General features: G+C 71.3%; 20 protein-coding genes and 1 tRNA gene. 16 read left to right on the plus strand and 5 right to left on the minus strand.

All coding sequences use genetic code 11. The features are described from left to right. Window positions 1–48: 48 nt before the first annotated feature. The 3 genes from fdhD (at window position 49) to V3C34_RS12665 (ending at window position 4,432) form a co-directional block, all read left to right on the plus strand. Window positions 49–936 carry a formate dehydrogenase accessory sulfurtransferase FdhD gene (gene fdhD, locus V3C34_RS12655; RefSeq protein WP_068323209.1) on the plus strand — a complete coding sequence of 296 codons (888 nt, stop codon included), beginning with the start codon at window positions 49–51 and terminating at the stop codon, window positions 934–936. A 76-nt stretch (window positions 937–1,012) separates the two neighbouring features. Beyond that, on the plus strand, window positions 1,013–3,802 hold the full coding sequence (gene aceE / locus V3C34_RS12660; RefSeq protein WP_338537961.1) for a pyruvate dehydrogenase (acetyl-transferring), homodimeric type: 2,790 nt from the start codon (window positions 1,013–1,015) through the stop codon (window positions 3,800–3,802). A gap of 87 nt (window positions 3,803–3,889) precedes the next feature. Continuing rightward, window positions 3,890–4,432, plus strand: coding sequence for an MOSC domain-containing protein (locus V3C34_RS12665; protein WP_346007325.1), 543 nt, complete (start codon window positions 3,890–3,892; stop codon window positions 4,430–4,432). A gap of 19 nt (window positions 4,433–4,451) precedes the next feature. On the opposite strand, the gene V3C34_RS12670 is transcribed toward V3C34_RS12665, so the two are convergent. After that, a complete protein-coding gene (locus V3C34_RS12670) occupies window positions 4,452–5,162 on the minus strand; it encodes a DUF2470 domain-containing protein (RefSeq protein WP_346007326.1) in 711 nt (236 codons plus the stop codon). A gap of 64 nt (window positions 5,163–5,226) precedes the next feature. Further along, window positions 5,227–6,384 carry a glycerophosphodiester phosphodiesterase gene (locus V3C34_RS12675; RefSeq protein ID WP_346007328.1) on the minus strand — a complete coding sequence of 386 codons (1,158 nt, stop codon included), beginning with the start codon at window positions 6,382–6,384 and terminating at the stop codon, window positions 5,227–5,229. Between the two features lie 115 nt (window positions 6,385–6,499). Here V3C34_RS12675 and argG point away from each other — a divergent pair, with 115 nt between their 5' ends. The 11 genes from argG (at window position 6,500) to V3C34_RS12730 (ending at window position 17,879) form a co-directional block, all read left to right on the plus strand. Next, window positions 6,500–7,927: an argininosuccinate synthase gene (argG, locus tag V3C34_RS12680; protein WP_068423659.1), complete on the plus strand. Its 1,428-nt coding sequence runs from the start codon at window positions 6,500–6,502 to the stop codon at window positions 7,925–7,927. A 100-nt stretch (window positions 7,928–8,027) separates the two neighbouring features. Further along, on the plus strand, window positions 8,028–9,206 hold the full coding sequence (locus V3C34_RS12685) for a PucR family transcriptional regulator (RefSeq protein ID WP_068423575.1): 1,179 nt from the start codon (window positions 8,028–8,030) through the stop codon (window positions 9,204–9,206). Between the two features lie 55 nt (window positions 9,207–9,261). Further along, complete coding sequence (locus tag V3C34_RS12690; RefSeq protein ID WP_068323191.1) at window positions 9,262–10,443, plus strand: acyltransferase domain-containing protein; 1,182 nt, start codon at window positions 9,262–9,264, stop codon at window positions 10,441–10,443. After that, window positions 10,440–11,438, plus strand: coding sequence for a beta-ketoacyl-ACP synthase III (locus V3C34_RS12695; RefSeq protein WP_068323189.1), 999 nt, complete (start codon window positions 10,440–10,442; stop codon window positions 11,436–11,438). The genes V3C34_RS12690 and V3C34_RS12695 overlap by 4 nt, the downstream gene beginning before the upstream one ends. 63 nt (window positions 11,439–11,501) lie before the next feature. After that, window positions 11,502–11,753 (plus strand): acyl carrier protein, encoded by a 252-nt coding sequence (locus V3C34_RS12700; RefSeq protein WP_068323185.1) that lies wholly within the window; start codon window positions 11,502–11,504, stop codon window positions 11,751–11,753. 78 nt (window positions 11,754–11,831) lie between these two features. Continuing rightward, a complete protein-coding gene (gene fabF / locus V3C34_RS12705; RefSeq protein ID WP_068323182.1) occupies window positions 11,832–13,082 on the plus strand; it encodes a beta-ketoacyl-ACP synthase II in 1,251 nt (416 codons plus the stop codon). Beyond that, on the plus strand, window positions 13,079–14,518 hold the full coding sequence (locus V3C34_RS12710; RefSeq protein ID WP_068323179.1) for a carboxyl transferase domain-containing protein: 1,440 nt from the start codon (window positions 13,079–13,081) through the stop codon (window positions 14,516–14,518). Before fabF ends, V3C34_RS12710 begins: the two co-directional genes overlap by 4 nt. Window positions 14,519–14,622: 104 nt before the next feature. Then, window positions 14,623–15,381, plus strand: coding sequence for an amino acid ABC transporter ATP-binding protein (locus tag V3C34_RS12715; RefSeq protein ID WP_068323176.1), 759 nt, complete (start codon window positions 14,623–14,625; stop codon window positions 15,379–15,381). Window positions 15,382–15,422: 41 nt separating this feature from the next. Next, entirely contained in the window at window positions 15,423–16,256 is an 834-nt protein-coding gene (locus V3C34_RS12720) for a glutamate ABC transporter substrate-binding protein (RefSeq protein ID WP_068323173.1), read from the plus strand. 76 nt (window positions 16,257–16,332) lie between these two features. Further along, window positions 16,333–17,013, plus strand: coding sequence for an amino acid ABC transporter permease (locus tag V3C34_RS12725; RefSeq protein ID WP_338537954.1), 681 nt, complete (start codon window positions 16,333–16,335; stop codon window positions 17,011–17,013). Next, window positions 17,010–17,879 carry an amino acid ABC transporter permease gene (locus V3C34_RS12730; protein ID WP_068323167.1) on the plus strand — a complete coding sequence of 290 codons (870 nt, stop codon included), beginning with the start codon at window positions 17,010–17,012 and terminating at the stop codon, window positions 17,877–17,879. The genes V3C34_RS12725 and V3C34_RS12730 overlap by 4 nt, the downstream gene beginning before the upstream one ends. 79 nt (window positions 17,880–17,958) lie before the next feature. On the opposite strand, the gene V3C34_RS12735 is transcribed toward V3C34_RS12730, so the two are convergent. Continuing rightward, on the minus strand, window positions 17,959–18,471 hold the full coding sequence (locus V3C34_RS12735) for a DUF3145 domain-containing protein (protein WP_346007329.1): 513 nt from the start codon (window positions 18,469–18,471) through the stop codon (window positions 17,959–17,961). 243 nt (window positions 18,472–18,714) lie between these two features. On the opposite strand from V3C34_RS12735, the gene V3C34_RS12740 reads away from it, so the two are divergent. Further along, window positions 18,715–18,788: transfer RNA gene (locus V3C34_RS12740), tRNA-Ile, on the plus strand. A gap of 16 nt (window positions 18,789–18,804) precedes the next feature. Here the strand turns inward: V3C34_RS12740 and V3C34_RS12745 are convergent. Then, on the minus strand, window positions 18,805–19,266 hold the full coding sequence (locus tag V3C34_RS12745; RefSeq protein WP_338537953.1) for a hypothetical protein: 462 nt from the start codon (window positions 19,264–19,266) through the stop codon (window positions 18,805–18,807). Next, entirely contained in the window at window positions 19,263–19,739 is a 477-nt protein-coding gene (locus tag V3C34_RS12750; protein WP_338537952.1) for a hypothetical protein, read from the minus strand. Before V3C34_RS12750 ends, V3C34_RS12745 begins: the two co-directional genes overlap by 4 nt. A gap of 214 nt (window positions 19,740–19,953) precedes the next feature. Here V3C34_RS12750 and V3C34_RS12755 point away from each other — a divergent pair, with 214 nt between their 5' ends. After that, window positions 19,954–20,616: a hypothetical protein gene (locus tag V3C34_RS12755; RefSeq protein ID WP_346007330.1), complete on the plus strand. Its 663-nt coding sequence runs from the start codon at window positions 19,954–19,956 to the stop codon at window positions 20,614–20,616. Window positions 20,617–20,627 lie beyond the last annotated feature (11 nt).

A 20,627-nucleotide genomic window follows, 5' to 3' on the forward strand; every position in this document is an offset into this window, starting at 1 on the left:
ACCCTCTCCGTAGGGTGGAGGGAGGTGGCCACCGAAGGAGGCAGGCGGATGGGACGCATGACGCAGCGGCTGCGCGTGGAGCGGCTGGGCGAGCGCCCGGCTCGACGGATCGAGTCCGTCGCCGTCGAGGAACCGCTGGAGATCCGGGTCGCGGCGCTGCCGGACCGGGGCGTGCCGGCCGGGGGCAACCCCCTTCGCCCCGAGTCGACGACCGTGACGACGACGATGCGACTGCCGGGTGACGACTTCGACCTCGCGCTGGGCCACCTCGTCGCCGAGGGCCTGATCGCCGACGGTGACGCGGTCGCGACGATGATGCACTGCACGGACACCGGCCCGGACGGGTCACCGACGTTCAACGTCGTCGAGGTGACGCTCGCCGCGGGCGTCTCCCTGCGGCGACCGATCACCGAGCGCACCGAGATCGCGACGAGCGCGTGCGGCGTCTGCGGGTCGACCTCCGTCGACGACCTGCTGGCCGCGCTCCCCCACAGCCCGTCCACCGACGAGACCCGCGTCGAGCTCGACGCGATCCACGCCGGGATGGACGCGATGCGCACTCGGCAGAAGGTCTTCGAGGCCACCGGCGGCGTCCACGCGGCCGCCCTGCTGGCACCCGACGGCGAGCTGCTCGTCGTCCGCGAGGACATCGGCCGGCACAACGCGGTGGACAAGGTCATCGGGTGGGCGGCCCGCGAAGGGGGTCTCCCCCTGCGTGGGCACACCCTCCTCGTCTCCTCCCGGGCGGGCTTCGAGATCGCGCAGAAGGCGGCCGTCGCCGGCGTCCCCGTGCTCGCCTGCGTCTCGGCCGCGACGACGCTCGCGATCGAGGTCGCGGAGCGGTCCGGGCTGACCCTCCTCGGCTTCGTCCGGGGGGACCGCGCGACCGCCTACGCCCACGCGCGGCGCATCTCGCAGATCGACCCCGGTTTGTGAGCCGCCACACCGCGCGAGAGGATGGCTGTGTCCGCCGTCACCTCGGGCGGATCGGTCTTTTGAAAGGACGACACCCGTGCCCGGCTCAGATCATCTCAGCGACGGCCCCATCCTCAACGGCATCCCCACCCACCTGCCGGACATCGACGCCGAGGAGACGGCCGAGTGGCTGGCCTCCATCGACAGCCTCATCGACGAGTCGGGACGTGATCGTGCCCGCTACGTGATGCTGCGCCTGCTCGAGCGCGCGCGGATGAAGAACGTCGGCGTGCCGTCGCTGACGACGACGGACTACGTCAACACGATCTCCCCCGTCGACGAGCCCTGGTACCCGGGCGACGAGGAGGTCGAGCGGCGCTACCGCGCGTGGATCCGCTGGAACGCCGCCGTCCAGGTGCACCGCGCCCAGCGTCCCGGCGTGGGCGTCGGCGGGCACATCTCCTCCTACGCGTCCGCCGCGACGCTCTACGAGGTCGGCTTCAACCACTTCTGGCGTGGCAAGGACCACCCCGGCGGTGGCGACCAGATCTTCTTCCAGGGCCACGCCTCCCCCGGCATGTACGCCCGCGCCTTCCTCGAGGGTCGGCTCACCGAGCAGGAGATGGACGGGTTCCGGCAGGAGGCCGCTCACCTCGCCGGCGGCACCGACCTCGGCCTCCCGTCGTACCCGCACCCGCGCCTGATGTCCGACTTCTGGGAGTTCCCCACGGTCTCCATGGGCATCGGCCCGATGAACGCGATCTACCAGGCGCAGTTCAACAAGTACCTGCACAACCGCGGCATCAAGGACACCTCGCAGCAGCGCGTGTGGGCCTTCCTCGGCGACGGCGAGATGGACGAGCCGGAGAGCCGCGGCCTGCTCCAGACGGCGGCCTTCGAGGAGCTCGACAACCTCACCTTCGTCGTCAACTGCAACCTGCAGCGCCTGGACGGCCCGGTCCGTGGCAACGGCAAGATCATCCAGGAGCTCGAGGCCTACTTCCGTGGCGCCGGCTGGAACGTCATCAAGGTCGTGTGGGGCCGCGGCTGGGACCCGCTGCTCGCCGCCGACCGCGACGGCGCCCTGGTCAACCTCATGAACCAGACGCCCGACGGCGACTACCAGACCTTCCGGGCCAACGACGGCGCCTACGTGCGCGAGCACTTCTTCAACCGCGACCCGCGCACCCGCAAGCTCGTCGAGGACTGGAGCGACGCCGACGTCTGGTGGAAGCTCAAGCGCGGTGGCCACGACTACAACAAGGTCTACGCGGCCTACCGGGCGGCCATGGAGCACACCGGCCAGCCGACGGTCATCCTCGCCAAGACGATCAAGGGCTACGGCCTCGGCACCCACTTCGCGGGTCGCAACGCGACCCACCAGATGAAGAAGCTGACGCTCGAGGACCTCAAGGGTCTGCGGGACGGGCTGAAGATCCCGATCACCGACGAGCAGCTCGAGGCCGACCCGTACCTGCCGCCGTACTACCACCCCGGCGAGCAGGACGAGGCGATCGCCTATATGCGCGAGCGACGCGACAAGCTCGGCGGCGGGCTGCCCTCGCGCCGCGTCGAGTACAAGACCCCGCAGCTGCCCGGCGACGACAAGTACGCGCAGATGGCCAAGGGCTCGGGCAAGCAGGAGATCGCCACGACGATGGCGTGGGTCCGCCTGCTGAAGGACCTCATGCGGGAGAAGGGGTTCGGCGATCGGATCGTGCCGATCATCCCGGACGAGGCACGCACCTTCGGCATGGACTCCTTCTTCCCGACGAAGAAGATCTACAACCCCCACGGCCAGAACTACACCTCGGTCGACGCCGACCTCATGCTCGCCTACCGCGAGTCGGAGCAAGGGCAGATCGTCCACACCGGCATCAACGAGGCCGGCTCGGTCGCGGCCTTCACCGCGGCGGCGACGAGCTACGCGACGCACGGCGAGCCGATGATCCCCGTCTACATCTTCTACTCGATGTTCGGCTTCCAGCGCACCGGTGACGGGATCTGGGCGGCCGCCGACCAGATGTCGCGCGGCTTCATGCTGGGCGCCACGGCCGGTCGCACGACGCTCACCGGCGAGGGTCTGCAGCACGCCGACGGCCACTCCCCGCTGCTCGCGGCGACCAACCCGGCCGTCGTGGCGTGGGACCCGGCCTACGGCTTCGAGATCGCGCACATCATGCGCAAGGGCCTGGAGACGATGTACGGCGGCGACGCCCCGCAGTCCGACCCGAGCCGCAACGCGATCTACTACCTGACCCTGTACAACGAGCCGATCGTCCAGCCGGCCGAGCCCGAGGGCCTGGACGTGGACGCGCTGCTCAAGGGCCTGTACCGCTACGCCGCCGGCGACGCCTCCGGCCTGGGCGACACCCCGCCGCGCTGCCAGCTCCTCGCGAGCGGCGTCGGCATGGCATGGGCCCTCGAGGCCCAGCAGCTGCTGCGCGACGACTGGGGCGTCGTCGCCGACGTCTGGTCGGTGACGAGCTGGAGCGAGCTGCGGCGCGAGGCGATGGCCTGCGACGAGGAGCGCTTCCTCCACCCGGAGCGCGAGCGCCGCACGCCGTACATCACGCAGGCGCTCGACGGCGCGGTCGGCCCGGTCGTCGCGGTCTCGGACTACATGAAGCAGGTCCAGGACCAGATCCGCCCCTGGGTGCCCGAGGAGTTCTCGGCGCTCGGGACCGACGGCTTCGGGTTCTCCGACACCCGCGCCGCCGCTCGCCGGTACTTCCACGTCGACGGTCCGTCGATGGCGGTGCGCGCCCTGCAGATGCTCGCCGACCGCGGCTGGGTCGCCGAGGACGTCCCGAAGAAGGCGGCCGACACGTACCGCCTCCTCGACGTCACCGCCGGCACCTCCGGCAACGCCGGAGGCGACGCCTGACGCCACAGCGCCGTCGGCACGGTCCCTGAGGAGGCGCGCCAGCGCCGTCTCGAAGGGGGTGCCCACACCCGTGACAGGATCACGGGTGTGGGCACCCCCTTCGTCGTCGCGGTGAGCCGGGACGAGCTGCACCGGTTCAGCAAGGCCCCGTGCGAGGAGATCGAGCTCGTGGCCGGGCTCGGGGTCCGGGGGGACGCCCACGCCGGCACCCTCGTGCAGCACCGCTCGCGCGTGCGGCGGGAACCCAACCAGCCCAACCTGCGCCAGGTGCACCTCATCCAGGCCGCGCTCCTCGACGAGGCGGGCGCGGCGGGTCACGACCTCGGTCCGGGCTCGCTCGGCGAGAACGTCCTGACCGGCGACCTCGACCTGCTCGCACTGCCCGAGGGCACCCGGCTGCGGATGGGTGAGGCGGTCGTGCGGGTCACCGGGCTGCGCAACCCGTGCCGCCAGATCGAGGAGCACTCCCCCGGCCTGCTCCGGCTCGTCGTGCGCCGTGGCGACGGCGTCGGTATCGCGCGTCGCGCCGGCGTCATGGGGGTCGTCGAGGTGAGCGGGACGGTGCGCGCCGGCGACACGATCGGCGTCGACCTCCCGTCCGGGCCGCACACGCCGCTCGCCCCGGTCTGACGGCGGTCGACGGCGTCCGTCAGCCGAGCGTGCCCACGGAGATGAGCACGCGCAGCGCCTGGATCGCCTCGCACCCGCACCGCACGGCCCGCGGGAAGGGCACCCGGATGTCCCGGCGGCTCACCCCCACGTGCTCACGCAGGACGATGCCGTCGGCGTCGGCGTGGACCGGTCGGACGACGGCGACCGGCTGGACCGCGTCGGCGACGAGCTCGCGCAGGGAGTCCCGGTGCGCGGAGTCGAGGTGGACGAGCCACCCGTCCGCCCATCCTGCGAGCGGGTCGGGCTCCGCGGCCGCGTAGTCCCCCGGGTCGACGTCCACCGCGGGCCGGGCGGTCCTGCCGCTCTCGACGGACCACTCGAGGGTGACCTCGGTCGGCTCGAGCCGGGCCACGAGGGATCGCTCCGCCAGACCGAGGTGGGCGCGCAGTCCCACGTCGACGGGCTCGGCCAGCACCTCGGCCCGGCCGGACAGGGTCACCCGGCCGCGGACCCGCCCGGCGTGCGCGACGCCCGAGACGTCGGTCGCCACGGCGTGCACGACCGGACCGGACGTGCCGGGCCGGACCAGGTGGGTGCACTCGGGTGCGGCCTCCCCGAGGGAGAACAGGAGGGCGCCCCCCTCGTCCACGGCATGCGCGGCCAGCGGGGCTCTGTGCCCCATGATCCCGACCTCGACGTGGCTCGCGGATGCGACGACCGTGCGGGCCAGACCCGGTGGATGGTTCACGTGCTCCTCCTCGACGGTTGAGTCGAGGTAAGCCTAGCCTTACCTAGTCGTCGGCGGGGCCGAGTCAGCTGCCGGCGAGGAAGTCCGTGCGGGCCTCGACGCAGATGTCGGGCTGGTCGCAGAAGACCCCGTCGACACCGATCTCGTAGAACCTGGTGACCTCGTCGGCCATCCGGCCGTGGGCCGCCGGGTCCGCGCCGCTGCGGTAGTCGGTCGGGAGGAAGGTGTTCTCCGCGCGGAAGGTCCAGGGGGTGACCTTGAGCCCGGCGGCGTGGGCGTCGCGGACGAACGAGGTCGGCTCGCCGAGGGTGCCGTCGGCGTTGCGGGCGATGACCGCGTTCTTCTCCGGGCCGAAGCCGTCGATCCACAGCGAGAGGTCCTCCATGGACGCGGCGGTGGTCAGCTCGGCGTAGGTCGTGCCCTCCTCGCGCAGGTCGTACGGACCGCCCTTGACCGTGGTGAGGAAGGTGCTCCTGCCCCTGTACCCGTGGGCGACGCGCAGGTCCTTGAGCGCGGTGAGCTCGAAGGACTGCACCCAAATCGGGGCCATGGGGTGGTTGAGGTGGTACTTCTTCGCCAGGCGCACGACCTCTGCCTCGGGGTCGAAGCCCTCCGCGTGCAGGTAGGTCGAGTGCTTGATCTCCGGGATGATCCCGACGACGCGTCCGGTCGAGCGGGAGAGCTCCTCACGCTGGGCGAGGACCTCCTCGAAGGTCGGCACCTCGAACCGCCCGTCGTAGGAGGCAGACCCGGGCCGCATGGCGCCGAGGCGCTCCTTGGCGCGCAGCGTCTTCAGCTCGGCGAGGGTGAAGTCGTCGACGAACCAGCCGGTGACCTGGGTGCCGTCGAGGTTCTTCGTCGTCCGGCGGTCGGCGAACTCGGGGTGCTCGGCGACGTCGGTCGTGCCGCCGATCTCCGGCTCGTGCCGGTCGACGAGGACGCCGTCCTTGGTCATGACGAGGTCGGGCTCGATGTAGTCCGCGCCCTGCCGCACGGCGAGGTCGTAGGCGGCGAGGGTGTGCTCGGGACGGTAGCCGGAGGCACCGCGGTGGGCGAACACCAGCGGGTCGGCCATGCCCTTCTCGCGGTACCCCGGGTTGTCGGAGGCGCTCGTGGCCCCGGGGGCCTTCGCGGGAGCGAGGGTCGGCGCGGCGGACGCGGCGGTGGGGACGAGGAGTGCGGCGGCGCAGGCGACGCCGGTGGCGAGTCGAAGTGGGCTCATGGGCGCGACGCTAGGGACGCTCGTCGTGCCTGCGGCGACCTCGCCGTGTCTGCGACGTGACCAGTCGGTGAAGCCCGGTGGTCGCCCCTGCCGCGCACGTCCTAGGGTGGGGGCCGTGTCCAAGGTACTGAACTCCCTCCCTGTTGGTGAACGTGTCGGCATCGCCTTTTCCGGCGGGCTCGACACCTCCGTGGCCGTCGCGTGGATGCGCGAGAAGGGGGCGGTGCCCTGCACGTACACCGCCGACCTCGGTCAGTACGACGAGGACGACATCGAGTCGATCCCGGGTCGCGCCGGCCAGTACGGCTCGGAGCTCTCCCGGCTCGTCGACTGCAAGACCCCGCTCGTGGAGGAGGGCCTGGCCGCCCTCGCCTGCGGCGCCTTCCACATCCGCTCGGGTGGTCGCACGTACTTCAACACCACGCCGCTCGGCCGCGCCGTCACCGGCACCCTGCTCGTGCGGGCGATGAAGGAGGACGGCGTCTCGATCTGGGGCGACGGCTCGACCTTCAAGGGCAACGACATCGAGCGCTTCTACCGCTACGGCCTCATGGCCAACCCGGGTCTGCGCATCTACAAGCCGTGGCTCGACGCCGACTTCGTCACCGAGCTCGGCGGGCGCCAGGAGATGTCCGAGTGGCTCACCGAGCGCGGGCTCCCCTACCGGGACAGCGCGGAGAAGGCCTACTCGACCGACGCCAACATCTGGGGCGCCACCCACGAGGCCAAGACCCTCGAGCACCTCGACCAGTCGCTCGAGATCGTCGACCCGATCATGGGCGTGCGGTTCTGGGACCCCGAGGTCGCCATCGAGACCGAGGACGTCACCGTGCGCTTCGAGCGCGGGCGTCCGGTCGCCATCAACGGTGACGACTTCGGCGGCGACGCCGTGGCGCTCGTCATGGCCGCCAACGACATCGGTGGCCGCCACGGCCTGGGCATGTCGGACCAGATCGAGAACCGCATCATCGAGGCCAAGTCGCGCGGCATCTACGAGGGTCCGGCCATGGCCCTGCTGCACCTCACCTACGAGCGCCTGCTCAACGCGATCCACAACGAGGACACCATCGCCAGCTACCACGCCGAGGGCCGCCGCCTCGGCAGGCTGCTCTACGAGGGCCGCTGGTTCGACCCGCAGTCACTCATGCTGCGCGAGTCGATCCAGCGCTGGGTCGCCTCGGTCGTCACGGGTGAGGTCACCGTGCGCCTGCGCCGCGGCGAGGACTGGACAATCGTCAACACGGTCGGCGAGCACTTCAGCTACCACCCGGACAAGCTGTCGATGGAGCGCACGGAGAACGCCGCCTTCGGCCCCGTCGACCGCATCGGGCAGCTGACGATGCGCAACCTCGACATCGCCGACAGCCGCGGCAAGCTCGAGGTCTACGCCGCACAGGACCAGCTCTCGGGCGGCTACCTCGAGATCATGGGTCAGCTCGAGGCCGGTGGGGCCGACCAGATCGCCTCCAACCCGGCCGCTCAGGACGTCGACGAGCTCGACGACGCCCTCGACCGGGCGGCCATGGAGTTCGGCACCGACTGACGGGCCGTCCCGCAGCCACGCGAACGCACTCGGGACCCTGCATTGCCCTAGGGCAATGCAGGGTTCCGTGCGTTGTGTGGTTCGCACATAGGATCGGGGCATGCCGCGCCGTGGACTCGTCTCGCTGACCACTCGCCGCCAGGTGCGGCGTTCCGGCGGCGAGCTCGCCACGGCGGCCACGCAGCGCCTGGAGGCCACGCACGAGTGGTACACGCGCCTGTCCGCCCAGGAGCGCTCGTGGGTGGCCCTGGTCGCCCAGGCGGGCATCTCCAACTTCATCGACTGGCTCGACGGGATCGAGCCGGCCGACACCCGCGCGACCTTCGGCGCCGCCCCCCGCGAGCTGACCCGCACCATCAACCTCGCGCAGACCCTCGAGCTGGCCCGCACGGTTGTCGACGTCGTCGAGGAGCAGGTCGAGTCCCTCGCCCGCCCCAAGGACGTCACCGACCTGCGCATCGCCGTGCTGCGGTACGCCCGCGAGATCGCCTTCGGTGCGGCCGAGGTGTACGCCCAGGCCGCCGAGCAGCGCGGCGCGTGGGACGCCCGGCTCGAGTCCCTCGTCATCGACGCCGTCATGCGGGGCGAGGTCGACGAGTCCATCCGGAGCCGCGCCGCTGCGCTCGGGTGGGGCGAGGTCGCGGATGTCGTTGTGCTGGTGGGCAACTCGCCGCACCCAGCGGGCGGGGAAGACCCCGCTGCGGCCATCATCGACGTCCACCGGGCCGGGAACCGGCTCGGCCTGCCGGTCTTGGCCGGGGTGCAGGGCAACCGGCTCGTCGCCGTCCTCGGCGGGGTCACCGAGCCGGCCGCGGCCGCCGCCGGCCTCGCCGGGTGCTTCGCGGACGGGGACCTCGTGCACGGGCCGCGCGTCGCCGATCTCGGCGAGGGTGCCCTGTCGGCCCACGCGGCGGTCGCCGGCCACCTCGCCGCGCCCGGCTGGCCCGCCCGACCGCGCCCGGTCGCCGCGGACGACCTGCTCGGCGAGCGGGCCGTCGCCGGGGACGACCTCGCGAGGGCAACCCTCGTCGAGAACGTCCAGGAACCGCTCGAGGAGCACCCCAGCCTGCTCGAGACCGCCCGCACCCACCTCGACTCGACCGGCCTCGAGGCGACGGCCCGCGCGCTCATCGTCCACGTCAACACCGTGCGGTACCGCCTGGGCCGGATCACCGAGCTCATCGGGTACGACCTGACCGACCCGCACGAGGCCTTCACCGTGCGCGTCGGTCTGACGATCGGAGCCATCTTGGAGGATGCCTCCAAGAGCGCGCGGTGATTCTCTGGAGGCGTCGACCTCGCAGGCTCCCCCCTTCGGCGGCGACTCTTGAGAGGTGCTCGCCATCACCTGTCCCGGCCAGGGCTCACAGACGCCCGGCTTCCTCGCCCCGTGGCTCGAGCTGCCCGGCGTCGCCGACCGCCTCCACTGGCTGTCGACCGTCGCCGGCATCGACCTCGCCACGCACGGCACGACCTCCGACGAGGAGACCATCAAGGACACCGCGGTCGCTCAGCCGCTGATCGTCGCGGCCGGCCTGCTCTCGCTGCTCGCGCTCTTCGAGCACCCCGCCGACGGGTTCCGCGTGGTCGGCGCGGGCGCCGGCCACAGCGTCGGCGAGATCACCGCCGCCTCCGCCGCCGGCGTCATCAGCGCCGAGCAGGCCATGGTCCTCGTGCGTGAGCGCGGACGATCCATGGCCCGCGCCGCCGAGGTCACCCCGACCGGCATGAGCGCCGTCCTCGGTGGGGACGAAGGGGAGGTCCTCGCCGCGATCGAGGCCCACGGCCTCACCCCCGCCAACGTCAACGGCGCCGGCCAGGTCGTCGCCGCCGGCACGCTCGAGCAGCTCGCCGCCTTCGCCGAGGCGCCTCCCGCCAAGGCCCGGGTCATCCCCCTCAAGGTCGCCGGGGCCTTCCACACCCAGCACATGGCCCCCGCGGTCGACGACCTCGCCCGCCTCTCCCGCGCGGTGTCCACCCATGACGCCCGCGTCCCGCTCGTGTCCAACGTCGACGGCAGCGTCGTCCACTCCGGCACGGAGGTGCTGCGCCGCATCGTCACCCAGGTGAGCAACCCGGTGCGCTGGGACCTGTGCATGGAGACGATGCGCGACCTCGGCGTCACGGGCATCATCGAGGTCCCGCCGGCGGGCGCGCTCACCGGCCTGGCCAAGCGCGGGCTCAAGGGCGTCGAGGTCCTCGCGCTCAAGTCCCCCGATGACCTCGAGGCGGCCCACCGCATGGTCCGCGAGCACGGCTCGGCCCGTGACGCGAGCCAGCCGACGTGGCGCCTGGTCACCGCGCCGGTCAAGGGCACCGTGGCGATCGGCGCCGAGGCGGCCGGCACCGCGGTCACCGCCGGCGACGTGGTCGCCCGCATCTCCTCCCTGCGCGACGAGCTCGAGGTCCGCGCCGGGCACCCCGGCACGGTCGTCGAGTGGCTCGTCGAGGACGGCGACCCGGTCTCCCCCGGCCAGCCCATCCTGCGCCTGCACCCCGAAGGGTCGATCGCATGAGCACCCTCGGCGTCCCGGACGTCCTCCACCACGCCCGCATCACCGGCATCGGCGGGTACCGCCCCGCGCAGGTCGTCCCCAACAGCGAGATCGTCGGCCCGATCGACTCCTCCGACGAGTGGATCCGGGAGCGCTCCGGCATCGCGTCGCGGCACAAGGCCGCGCCCGACGAGACCGTCGTCGACATGGCCGAGCACGCGTCGCGGGGTGCGCTCGAGTACGCCGGCCTGGACGCCGCCCAGCTCGACGCCGTCCTCGTCGCGACCGTCACCCACCCGTACCAGACCCCCGCCGCCGCGCCGGAGCTCGCCTCCCGGTTCGGCTCGCGCGCAGCGGCCTTCGACATCTCCGCGGCGTGCGCCGGCTACTGCCACGCGATCTCCGTCGCCAACGACATGGTCCGCGTCGGCACCGCCGAGCACGTCCTCGTCGTGGGGGTCGAGAAGCTGCTCGACTTCACCGACCCGCTGGACCGCGGCTCGGCGTTCATCTTCGGCGACGGCGCCGGCGCCGCGATCGTCTCGCGCAGCGACGTCCCGGGCATCTCCCCGACCGTCTGGGGCAGCGACGGCGAGCAGAAGCACCTCATCGCCCAGCGCGACTCGTGGAACGAGGTCCGCACCGACCGCGACCTGCGCTGGCCCGCGATCGTCATGGAGGGCCCGAGCGTCTTTCGCTGGGCAGTGTGGTCGATGGCCAAGGAGGCGCAGCGCGCCCTCGACGTCGCCGGCGTGCGCGCCGACGAGCTCGCCGCCTTCATCCCCCACCAGGCCAACGTGCGGATCATCGACCAGATGGTCAAGACGCTCGGCCTGCCGGCCGACCTCCCGGTCGCCCGCGACATCGTCACCACGGCCAACACCTCCGCGGCCTCGGTGCCCCTCGCGATGGAGCGCATGCTCCGCGAGGGCGAGGTCGAGCCCGGCGGGCTGGCCCTGCAGATCGGCTTCGGCGCCGGCCTCGTGTGGGCCGCGCAGGTCGTGACGCTCCCCTGAAGTTCAACCCGTCGGTCCGACGGGCTCTCGGACCACCCCACCGATGCACAAGGAGAACGACCCATGGCTTACAGCGACCAGGAGATCCTCGCCGGCCTCGCCGAGATCGTCTCGGAGGAGACGGGTGTCGACGCGTCCGAGGTGACCGCCGACAAGACCTTCACCGACGACCTCGACGTCGACTCGCTGTCGATGATGACGATCGCCGTCACCGCCGAGGAGAAGTTCGGGGCCAAGATCCCCGACGAAGAGGTCAAGAACCTCAAGACCGTCGGTGACGCCGTCAACTTCATCCAGGCCAACCAGGCCGCCTGAGACCGGTGAGCATCCCCCCTTCGCCCTGAGCGAAGGGGGGAACCACCCTCTCTCCCACCCCACCCGACAGGAGCCCCCATGACCTCTCCCCGGCCCACCGTCGTCGTCACCGGACTCGGCGCAACGACCCCGCTCGGCGGTACCGCCGAGGAGACCTGGCAGGCGGCCCTCGCCGGCCGCCCCGGCGCCGCCCCCCTCGAGGCCGACTGGGTGCAGGAGTTCGAGCTGCCGGTGACCTTCGCCGCCCAGCTCGCCGTGCCCGCCGCCGAGGTGCTCAAGAAGGTCGAGACCAAGCGTCTGGACCCCTTCGCCCAGTACGCGCTCGTCGCCGCCCGCGAGGCGTGGGAGAACGCCGGCTCGCCCGAGGTCGAGCCGGAGCGCCTGGCCAGCTCCGTCGGCACCGGCATCGGCGGCGTGCAGACGCTGCTCACCGCGTGGGAGACCCTGCGCACCAAGGGCCCTCGTCGGGTCTACCCGCTGTCGATCCCGATGCTCATGCCCAACAGCGCGGCCGGCACGGTCTCGCTCGAGTTCGGCGCACGGGCCGGGGCGCACACGCTCGTCTCCGCCTGCTCCTCCGGCGCGGAGTCGATCGGCTACGGCGCCCACCTGATCCGCGAGGGGCTCGCCGACGTCGTCATCGCCGGTGGCTCCGAGGCCTCGATCCACCCGCTGCCCATCTCCGGCTTCGCCGCGATGCAGGCGCTGTCGACCCGCAACGACGCCCCCCAGTCCGCCTCGCGCCCCTACGACACCGACCGCGACGGCTTCGTCCTCGGTGAGGGCGCGGCGATCCTCGTGCTCGAGTCCGAGGAGCACGCGAAGGCACGCGGGGCCAACATCATCTGCGAGCTCGCCGGCTTCGGCGTGAGCGCCGACTCGCACCACATCGCCGCCCCCGAGCCGGAGGGGGCGGGCGCCTCCCGCGCCATGGCCGACGCGGTCCGCGACGCGGGCGCCACGCCCGCCGACGTGTGCCACATCAACGCCCACGCGACGTCCACCCCGGTGGGCGACGTGGCCGAGGTCGCCGCGATCCGACGCGCCTTCGGCAAGGACGCCGACCACATGGCCATCAGCGGGACCAAGTCCATGACGGGGCACCTCCTCGGCGCCGCCGGCGCCCTCGAGGCCGTCTTCGCGATCCAGGCGGTCCGCGACCGGGTGGCTCCCCCGACGATCAACATCGACAACCTCGATCCCGCCGTCGACCTCGACATCATCCGGGACACGCCGCGCCAGCTCGGTGACGGAGAGCTGCTCGTCCTGGACAACTCCTTCGGGTTCGGTGGCCACAACGTCGCCCTCGCCTTCAGGACCGTCCGGTGACCCGCCAGCCCAACGCGGCGTCCGCGGCCGTCGGCAAGCGCCCGAAGGTCCCCCGCGAGGAGGACCCCCGCAACCCCAACCACCGGCTCGCGGCCTTCCTCGACGACGGCTCGCTCGAGCTGATCACCCCGGACGACGACTCGGGGATGCTCGCGGCGACGGGCACCGTCGCCGGTCAGCCGGTCGTCGTCTTCGTCTCCGACGCGACGATCATGGGCGGCGCCATGGGCGTCGCCGGCTGCAAGGTCGTCGTGGCCGCGTACGAGCGGGCCCTGGCCGACGGCGTCCCCGTCGTCGGCCTGTGGCACTCGGGCGGAGCCCGCCTGCCCGAGGGCGTCGTCTCGCTGCACGCGGTCGGCGAGGTCTTCGCGATCATGACCCGGGCCTCCGGCAGGATCCCGCAGATCTCCGTCGTCATCGGCGCGGCCGCCGGGGGTGCCGCCTACGGTCCCGCGCTCACCGACATCGTCATCCTCGCCCCGGAGGGGCGGATCTTCGTCACCGGGCCCGACGTCGTCCGTTCGGTCACGGGTGAGGACGTCGACGCCCTTCGCCTGGGTGGTCCCGAGCCCCACGGTCGCCGCTCCGGCGTCGTCCACGTGCTGGCCGAGTCCATCGACGACGCCTTCGCCCGGGCCGGCACGCTCTGCCGGCTCCTCGGCGACCAGGGCGAGTTCGACCTCGGCGCCGTCAACGACGTCGACCTGGCCGAGCAGCTGCCGGAGTCCGCCAAGCGGGCGTACGACGTGCACCCGCTCGTCGAGCAGCTCCTCGACGACGGCCCGCTGCAGGAGCTGCACGGCCGGTGGGCGCCCAACATCGTCACCACCCTCGGGCGCATGGGCGGCCGCACGGTCGGCGTCGTCGCCAACAACCCGATGCGCCTCGGCGGCTGCCTGGACTCCTCGTCCGCGGAGAAGGCAGCGCGCTTCGTGCGCATGTGCGACGCCTTCGGCGTGCCGCTCGTCGTCCTCGTGGACGTCCCCGGGTACCTGCCCGGCGTCGGCCAGGAGTGGGACGGCGTCGTGCGAAGGGGGGCCAAGCTCCTCCACGCCTTCGCCGAGGCAGTCGTGCCGCGGGTGACGGTCGTGACCCGCAAGACCTACGGCGGCGCGTACATCGCGATGAACTCGCGCTCGCTCGGCGCGACGAAGGTCTTCGCCTGGCCCGACGCGCACGTCGCCGTCATGGGCTCGGTCGCCGCGATCCGGATCCTGCACCGCCGCCGGCTCGCGGAGGTCGAGGAGTCCGAGCTCGCCGAGGTCGAGCAGCAGCTGGCCGACGAGCACGACCGCCTCTCGGGCGGCCTGGCGCGGGCCGTCGAGATCGGCGTCGTCGACGAGATCGTCGAGCCGACGCGCACCCGCTCTGCGGTGGCCGCTGCCCTGGCGGAGGCCCCGGCACGACGTGGGGAGCACGGCAACATCCCGCTCTGACCCCAGGGAACGACGCGGCGCCGGCGTGATCGGAGTGTCTCACTCCGATCACGCCGGCGCTGCCGTGTGACGCGGCACACGCTCAGGGCGATAGGTTCGTCGCCATGCCGACCGCGCACGCCACCCATGAACCCCTCGTCGTGCTCACCGACGTCAACAAGCACTTCGGGCAGCTGCACGTCCTCAAGGACATCAACCTGACGATCGGCAAGGGTGAGGTCGTCGTCGTCATCGGCCCCTCCGGGTCGGGCAAGTCGACCCTGTGCCGGACGATCAACCGCCTGGAGACCTTCGAGTCCGGGAGCATCACCATCGACGGCCAGCCGCTGCCCGAGGAGGGCAAGGAGCTGGCCCGCCTGCGCGCCGACGTCGGCATGGTCTTCCAGTCCTTCAACCTCTTCGCCCACAAGACGATCCTCGACAACGTCACCCTGGGGCCGATGAAGGTGCGCAAGAAGTCCAAGGCCGAGGCGCAGCAGCGCGCCCAGGAGCTGCTCACCCGTGTCGGGGTCGAGGCCCAGGCCGCGAAGTTCCCCGCGCAGCTCTCCGGCGGCCAGCAGCAGCGCGTGGCGATCGCGCGCTCCCTCGCCATGGAACCCAAGGTCATGCTCTTCGACGAGCCGACCTCGGCCCTCGACCCGGAGATGATCAACGAGGTCCTCGACGTCATGATCCAGCTCGCCCAGTCCGGCATGACGATGGTCGTCGTGACCCACGAGATGGGCTTCGCCCGACGCGCGGCCGACCGCGTCGTCTTCATGGCCGACGGGCAGATCGTCGAGACGGCCACCCCCGAGGAGTTCTTCACCAACCCGCAGAGCGAGCGGGCCAAGGACTTCCTCGGCAAGATCCTCAGCCACTAGAGCCGCACCGACCCGACAGCACCACCAACCAGGAGGACACCATGACCATGCGACGCATCGGCGCTGCAGGCGCCACCCTCGCCCTCGCAGCCGCCCTCGCCGCCTGTGGCAGCGACGACGGTGGAGGGACCGACGGCGGTGGCGGCGGCGACAGCTCGATCAAGATCGGCATCAAGTTCGACCAGCCCGGACTCGGCCTCAAGGAGGGCAACACCTACTCCGGCTTCGACGTCGACGTGGCCAACTACGTCGCCAAGGAGCTGGGCAAGACCGACGTCCAATTCGTCCAGGCCCCGAGCAAGCAGCGCGAGGACCTCATCGCGACCGGCCAGGTCGACCTGATCTTCGCGACGTACTCGATCACCGACGAGCGCAAGCAGAAGGTCTCCTTCGCCGGCCCGTACTTCGTCGCCGGTCAGGACCTGCTCGTCGCGTCCGACGCCAAGATCACCGGGCCCAAGGACCTCGACGGCAAGAAGCTGTGCTCGGTCACCGGCTCCACGTCGGCCGACAACGTCAAGAAGGAGGTGCCGGGCGTCAACCTGCAGGAGTTCGACACCTACTCCAAGTGCGCGGAGGCCGTGTCCAAGGGCCAGCTCGACGCCCTGACCACCGACAACACGATCCTCGCCGGCTACGCGGCACAGGACCAGTACAAGGGCAAGCTCAAGGTCGTCGGCGCCCCCTTCTCGGAGGAGCGCTACGGCGTCGGCCTCAAGAAGGGCGACACGGCCCTGTGCGAGGACGTCAACAAGGCCCTGACCAAGATGGTCGACGACGGCGCCTGGGACAAGGCGGTCGAGGACAACTTCGGCCCGGCCGGCTTCGAGGTCGACACCAAGACCAACCCGCCGAAGCTCGACGCCTGCTCCTGACGGCGACCGGTCGGGGTGGGCCGCTCGGCCCACCCCGACCGCGGGGACGACGACGCACGCGCACAAGGAGTAGTGGATGAACGAGCTCTTCCAGCAGTTCGACGTGTGGGGGGCCTTCTGGCTCACCATCAGGCTGGCCCTGTTCTCCCTCGTCGGGGCACTGGTCATCGGCACGGTCGTGGCGATCATGCGCGTGAGCCCGGTGGGCATCTTCCGCTTCGTGGGGGCGGCATACGTCAACATCGTCCGCAACACCCCGCTGACGCTGATCCTCACCTTCACGATCCTCGTCATGCTCTACGACCTCGGCATCAACCTCGCGGACGAGTCGAGCCCCACGTCGATCACGGACAACGGGGTGCGCTGGGCCATCGTCGGTCTGGCCGTCTACCACGCGGCCTTCGTGTGCGAGGCGCTGCGCAGCGGCATCAACACCGTCCCACCTGGCCAGGCCGAGGCCGCGCGCTCGCTGGGCCTGGGCTTCGCGCAGAACCTGCGCCACGTGGTCCTCCCCCAGGCCGTGCGCGGTGCCATCGCCCCGCTCGCCTCGGTGATCATCGCGCTCATCAAGAACACGACGGTCGCCGCCGCCATCGGCGTCGCCGAGACCGCCGCGCTGATGAGCTCGGCCATCGAGCTGCGCGCCGACCTCAACTACCTGACCTTCGCCCTCGTGGCCGGGTTCTTCCTGCTCCTCACCCTGCCGATCGGCATCGGGATGACGAGCCTCTCGCGGCGTCTGGCGGTCAAGCGATGAGCACGAGCACCGTCCTCTTCGACAACCCCGGGCCCCGGGCGCGGGTCCGCTACCGCATCGTCGCCCTCCTCGGCCTGCTCGTCGCCGCCGGCATCCTCTGGGTCGTCGTCGGCAAGCTCAACGAGTACGACGAGTTCTCCGGGGCCAAGTGGTCGCCGATGCTCGAGTGGTCCACGTGGCGCTACTACCTGCTCCTGGGCCTGTGGAACACGCTCAAGGCAGCCGGCCTCTCGGTCGTCGGAGCCACGCTCTTCGGGCTGGTCTTCGGCACCGGCCGGCTCTCCGGCAACCGCGTCATCCGCTGGGTCAGCGGGGCGGTGGTCGAGTTCTTCCGGGCCATCCCCGTGCTGATCATGATGATCTTCTTCTTCGGCATCTACGCCTACAACGGCGTCTTCTCCGCCGACCTCAACCCGCTCGCCGCCGTCGTGACCGCGCTGACCCTCTACAACGGCTCGGTCATGGCCGAGCTGCTCCGCTCCGGCGTCCACTCGCTGCCGTCCGGGCAGAGCGAGGCCGGACTGTCCGTCGGTCTCTCGCGTGGCCAGGTCCTGCGCTCGATCCAGATCCCGCAGGCCGTCACGGCCATGCTCCCGGCCCTCGTCAGCCAGCTCGTCGTCATCCTCAAGGACACGGCGCTCGGCACGGTCATCACCTACCCCGAGCTGCTGCAGCAGGGGCAGAACCTCTCCTCGTTGCACTCCAACATCTTCGCCGCGCTCGTCGTCGTGGCGATCATGTTCATCGTCGTCAACTGGGCGCTCACCTCCCTCGCCGGTCTCCTCGAGCGGCGCATCAACCGTCGCGGGCGCACCGCCGGTGACGCGATCGCGGCCGCGCCGACGGTCCCGGGAGCGGAGGACTGACCCGGATCCGGGCATGACGAAGGGGGCCGCGCCAAGGAGGGAGCGCGGCCCCCTTCGTCATGCGGGTGGGCGGGTCTGCTCAGCCGACCTTGTGCAGCCAGCGGACCGGCGCGCCGTCGCCGGCGTGACGGAAGGGCTCGAGCTCTGCATCCCAGGGATCGCCGAGCAGCTCGCTGAGCATGTCCTCGACGGCCTCGCCGGCGCCCTGGGCGAGGGTCATGACCTCACGCAGACGGTTCTCGTGGAGGACGACGTCGCCGGACGCGGAGATCGTCGCGTGGTGGATGCCGAGGGTGGGGGTGTGGCTCCACCGGGACCCGTCGAGGCCCGGCGTGGACTCCTCGGTCACCTCGTAGCGCACGCCCTCCCAGCCGCGGAGGGCAGAGGCGAGCTTGGCGCCGGTGCCGGGCTCTCCCGTCCAGGAGAACTCGGCACGCTTGAGAGACCGGCCGATCGTCTGATCGGTCCAGTCCAGTGACACAGCCTGACCCAGCACGGCCTCGAGCGCCCACGTGATGTGGGGGCACAGGGCCGTAGGGGTGCTGTGGATGAACACCACCCCGCGGGTGCTGACGCGCTTTCCTGCAGACATCCTGATCCTCCTTGAGTGCGATGGACGTCTTCCCCAACGCCAGGCACTCACCCGGAGGACCGAACGGCTGCGCGCTACTGCTTGTCGCGGTGTGCTGCTCGAGCGATATGTGCACGCGGACGTGCTTGTGACGGCCATTGTGCCCCATGGATCACAGGAGCACCAGCCCTCACCTGCGCCTCACCCTCACCACGGGTTGCCGTGCCGCGCGCGGTACTCTCACGCCGACGCCTCAGGGCGCACGGGGCGGTAGCTCAGTCGGTCAGAGCATCGGACTCATAATCCGCCGGTCCTGGGTTCAAGCCCCAGTCGCCCCACCCGTTCGCCCCTCGCTCAGCGCGCGTCATGGGTGATGACGAGCCACCAGCCCGAGCTGCTGCCCAGACGCGATGCGTCCGAGCGCGACGACAGGTCCAAGGCGCGTCGGACGCGCGAGTCGTGGACGGTCAGCTTCGTCGTGTTGCCGCCCCCGGAGGGGCCGGCCGAGATGCCCCGGGCGACGGCGGCCTCGTCGGGCGTCACCTCGATCGAGATGACGGGGTCGGAGGCGTGGTCGACGACGACGCGACCCCGGGCGTCCACGTGCGTGCCCCAGACGCCGCTGCAACCACTGCCGCTCCCACGGTCCAACCGAGGGGCGCGCGCCTGCGCGTCCCACTCGATGTGGCAGGTGATGACCTCGACCTGCGCGGGCGCGATGGCCGCAGGTCGGTTCGTCGACATCGCGTGCGACCCGGCTGCCCCACCGACGAGGCCGACGGCAACCAAGGCCGCGGCACCGGCGAGGCGCCTCACGACAGCACCCGTGTCGAGCTGAACCAGATGTTCGACGAGGCACCGGCCGCCCTGCTGTAGTCGGTGCTGCGGCCCAGGTGCAGGCGCCGCTTCAGGCGCGTGTCGTAGAGGCTCACCGTGGCGTACCGCGACGTGCCGTCGATGCCCGCCGCGATCCCGCGACCGGTGAGCGTCTCGTCCGACCCGGCGGACAAGCCAACCGTGCGCCCCGGTTCGCTGAAGTGGATCTGCAGCCGTCCCATGCCCGTGATGTTGACGCTCTTCACCCCGACGCACGTGTGCGTGTGGTTGGCGTGCACCCGCGGCCCGTACGAGTACAGCCGGATCACGCACCCACCCACGTCGATCGACGACTGCACGCGCGTGACGTTCGCCGCCTCGGCAGGCGCACTCTGCACGACAGCGGCACCGCCGGTGACCCCGATCGCCAAGCCCACGGCCAGCACCGCGGTGCCCACACTCCTGGAACCCATGTCCATCCTCCCCGTCCTGGGCCAGCTCCTTGCCGGCACCGCCATCCCATCGGCCCGCTGTGAAACGATCATGAGATCCGGGTGAGAACTCCTTCATGGGGCCGGCCCCGGGCGCGCCTGCGCAGGGGTTGTCACCGCTCGGTCCTAGGCTGTGGATCGCCGGGGGGAGACGGTTTCCCAGCGGCGCTCCCTTCGTCACTCCCAGAGGACCCTCATGCTCAAGCGCGTCGCGGCTGCTGCCGCTCTCTCCCTCGTCCCGACCGTCATGGTCGCCGCCCCCTCGCAGGCCGCGTACTCCTGCTCGATCAGCGTGCCGAGCAAGGTCTCGGTCACGAGCACCTACCGGGCGATCACCGCGAAGTTCAGTGCCGGCTGCCTGGGGTACACCGAGTCCGCGTGGTGGGACATCATGCACCCGACCCAGGGCTGGGAAGGTTCCTTCAACTTCGACGGCGCCAGCAGCGACGTCGAGGACTGGTACGACTGGTCCCCGCTCGGGACCTACACGATCCGTCCCGACTTCGCGTACGACGACAACTACAACGACGTCAACCAGAACACCCGCACGATGACCGTCCGCCTCGGGTCCCGGACCGCGGCCAGCAGCTCGCGCAGCGGTCGCTACGTCACGGTCAGGGCGACCGCGACCCGCTACTCCCCCAGCGCCGGGACCTACCGCGCCTGGTCGGGCGCCAAGGTCTCCCTGCGGCAGAAGTCCTGCTCGTCGTGCTCGTGGAAGTGGGTCAGGTCCGGCACCACCGACCGCTACGGCCGGGTCTCCCTCAAGGCCTACGCCTCCACCACCCGCTACTGGCAGATCGCGACCGTCGACACCTCCAACACCTGGGGCAAGGCCTCGACGACGCTCAAGCGCTGACGCGCGACGGA

It is taken from the genome of Janibacter terrae (genome assembly GCF_039636765.1).
Taxonomy (GTDB): Bacteria; Actinomycetota; Actinomycetes; order Actinomycetales; family Dermatophilaceae; genus Janibacter; species Janibacter terrae.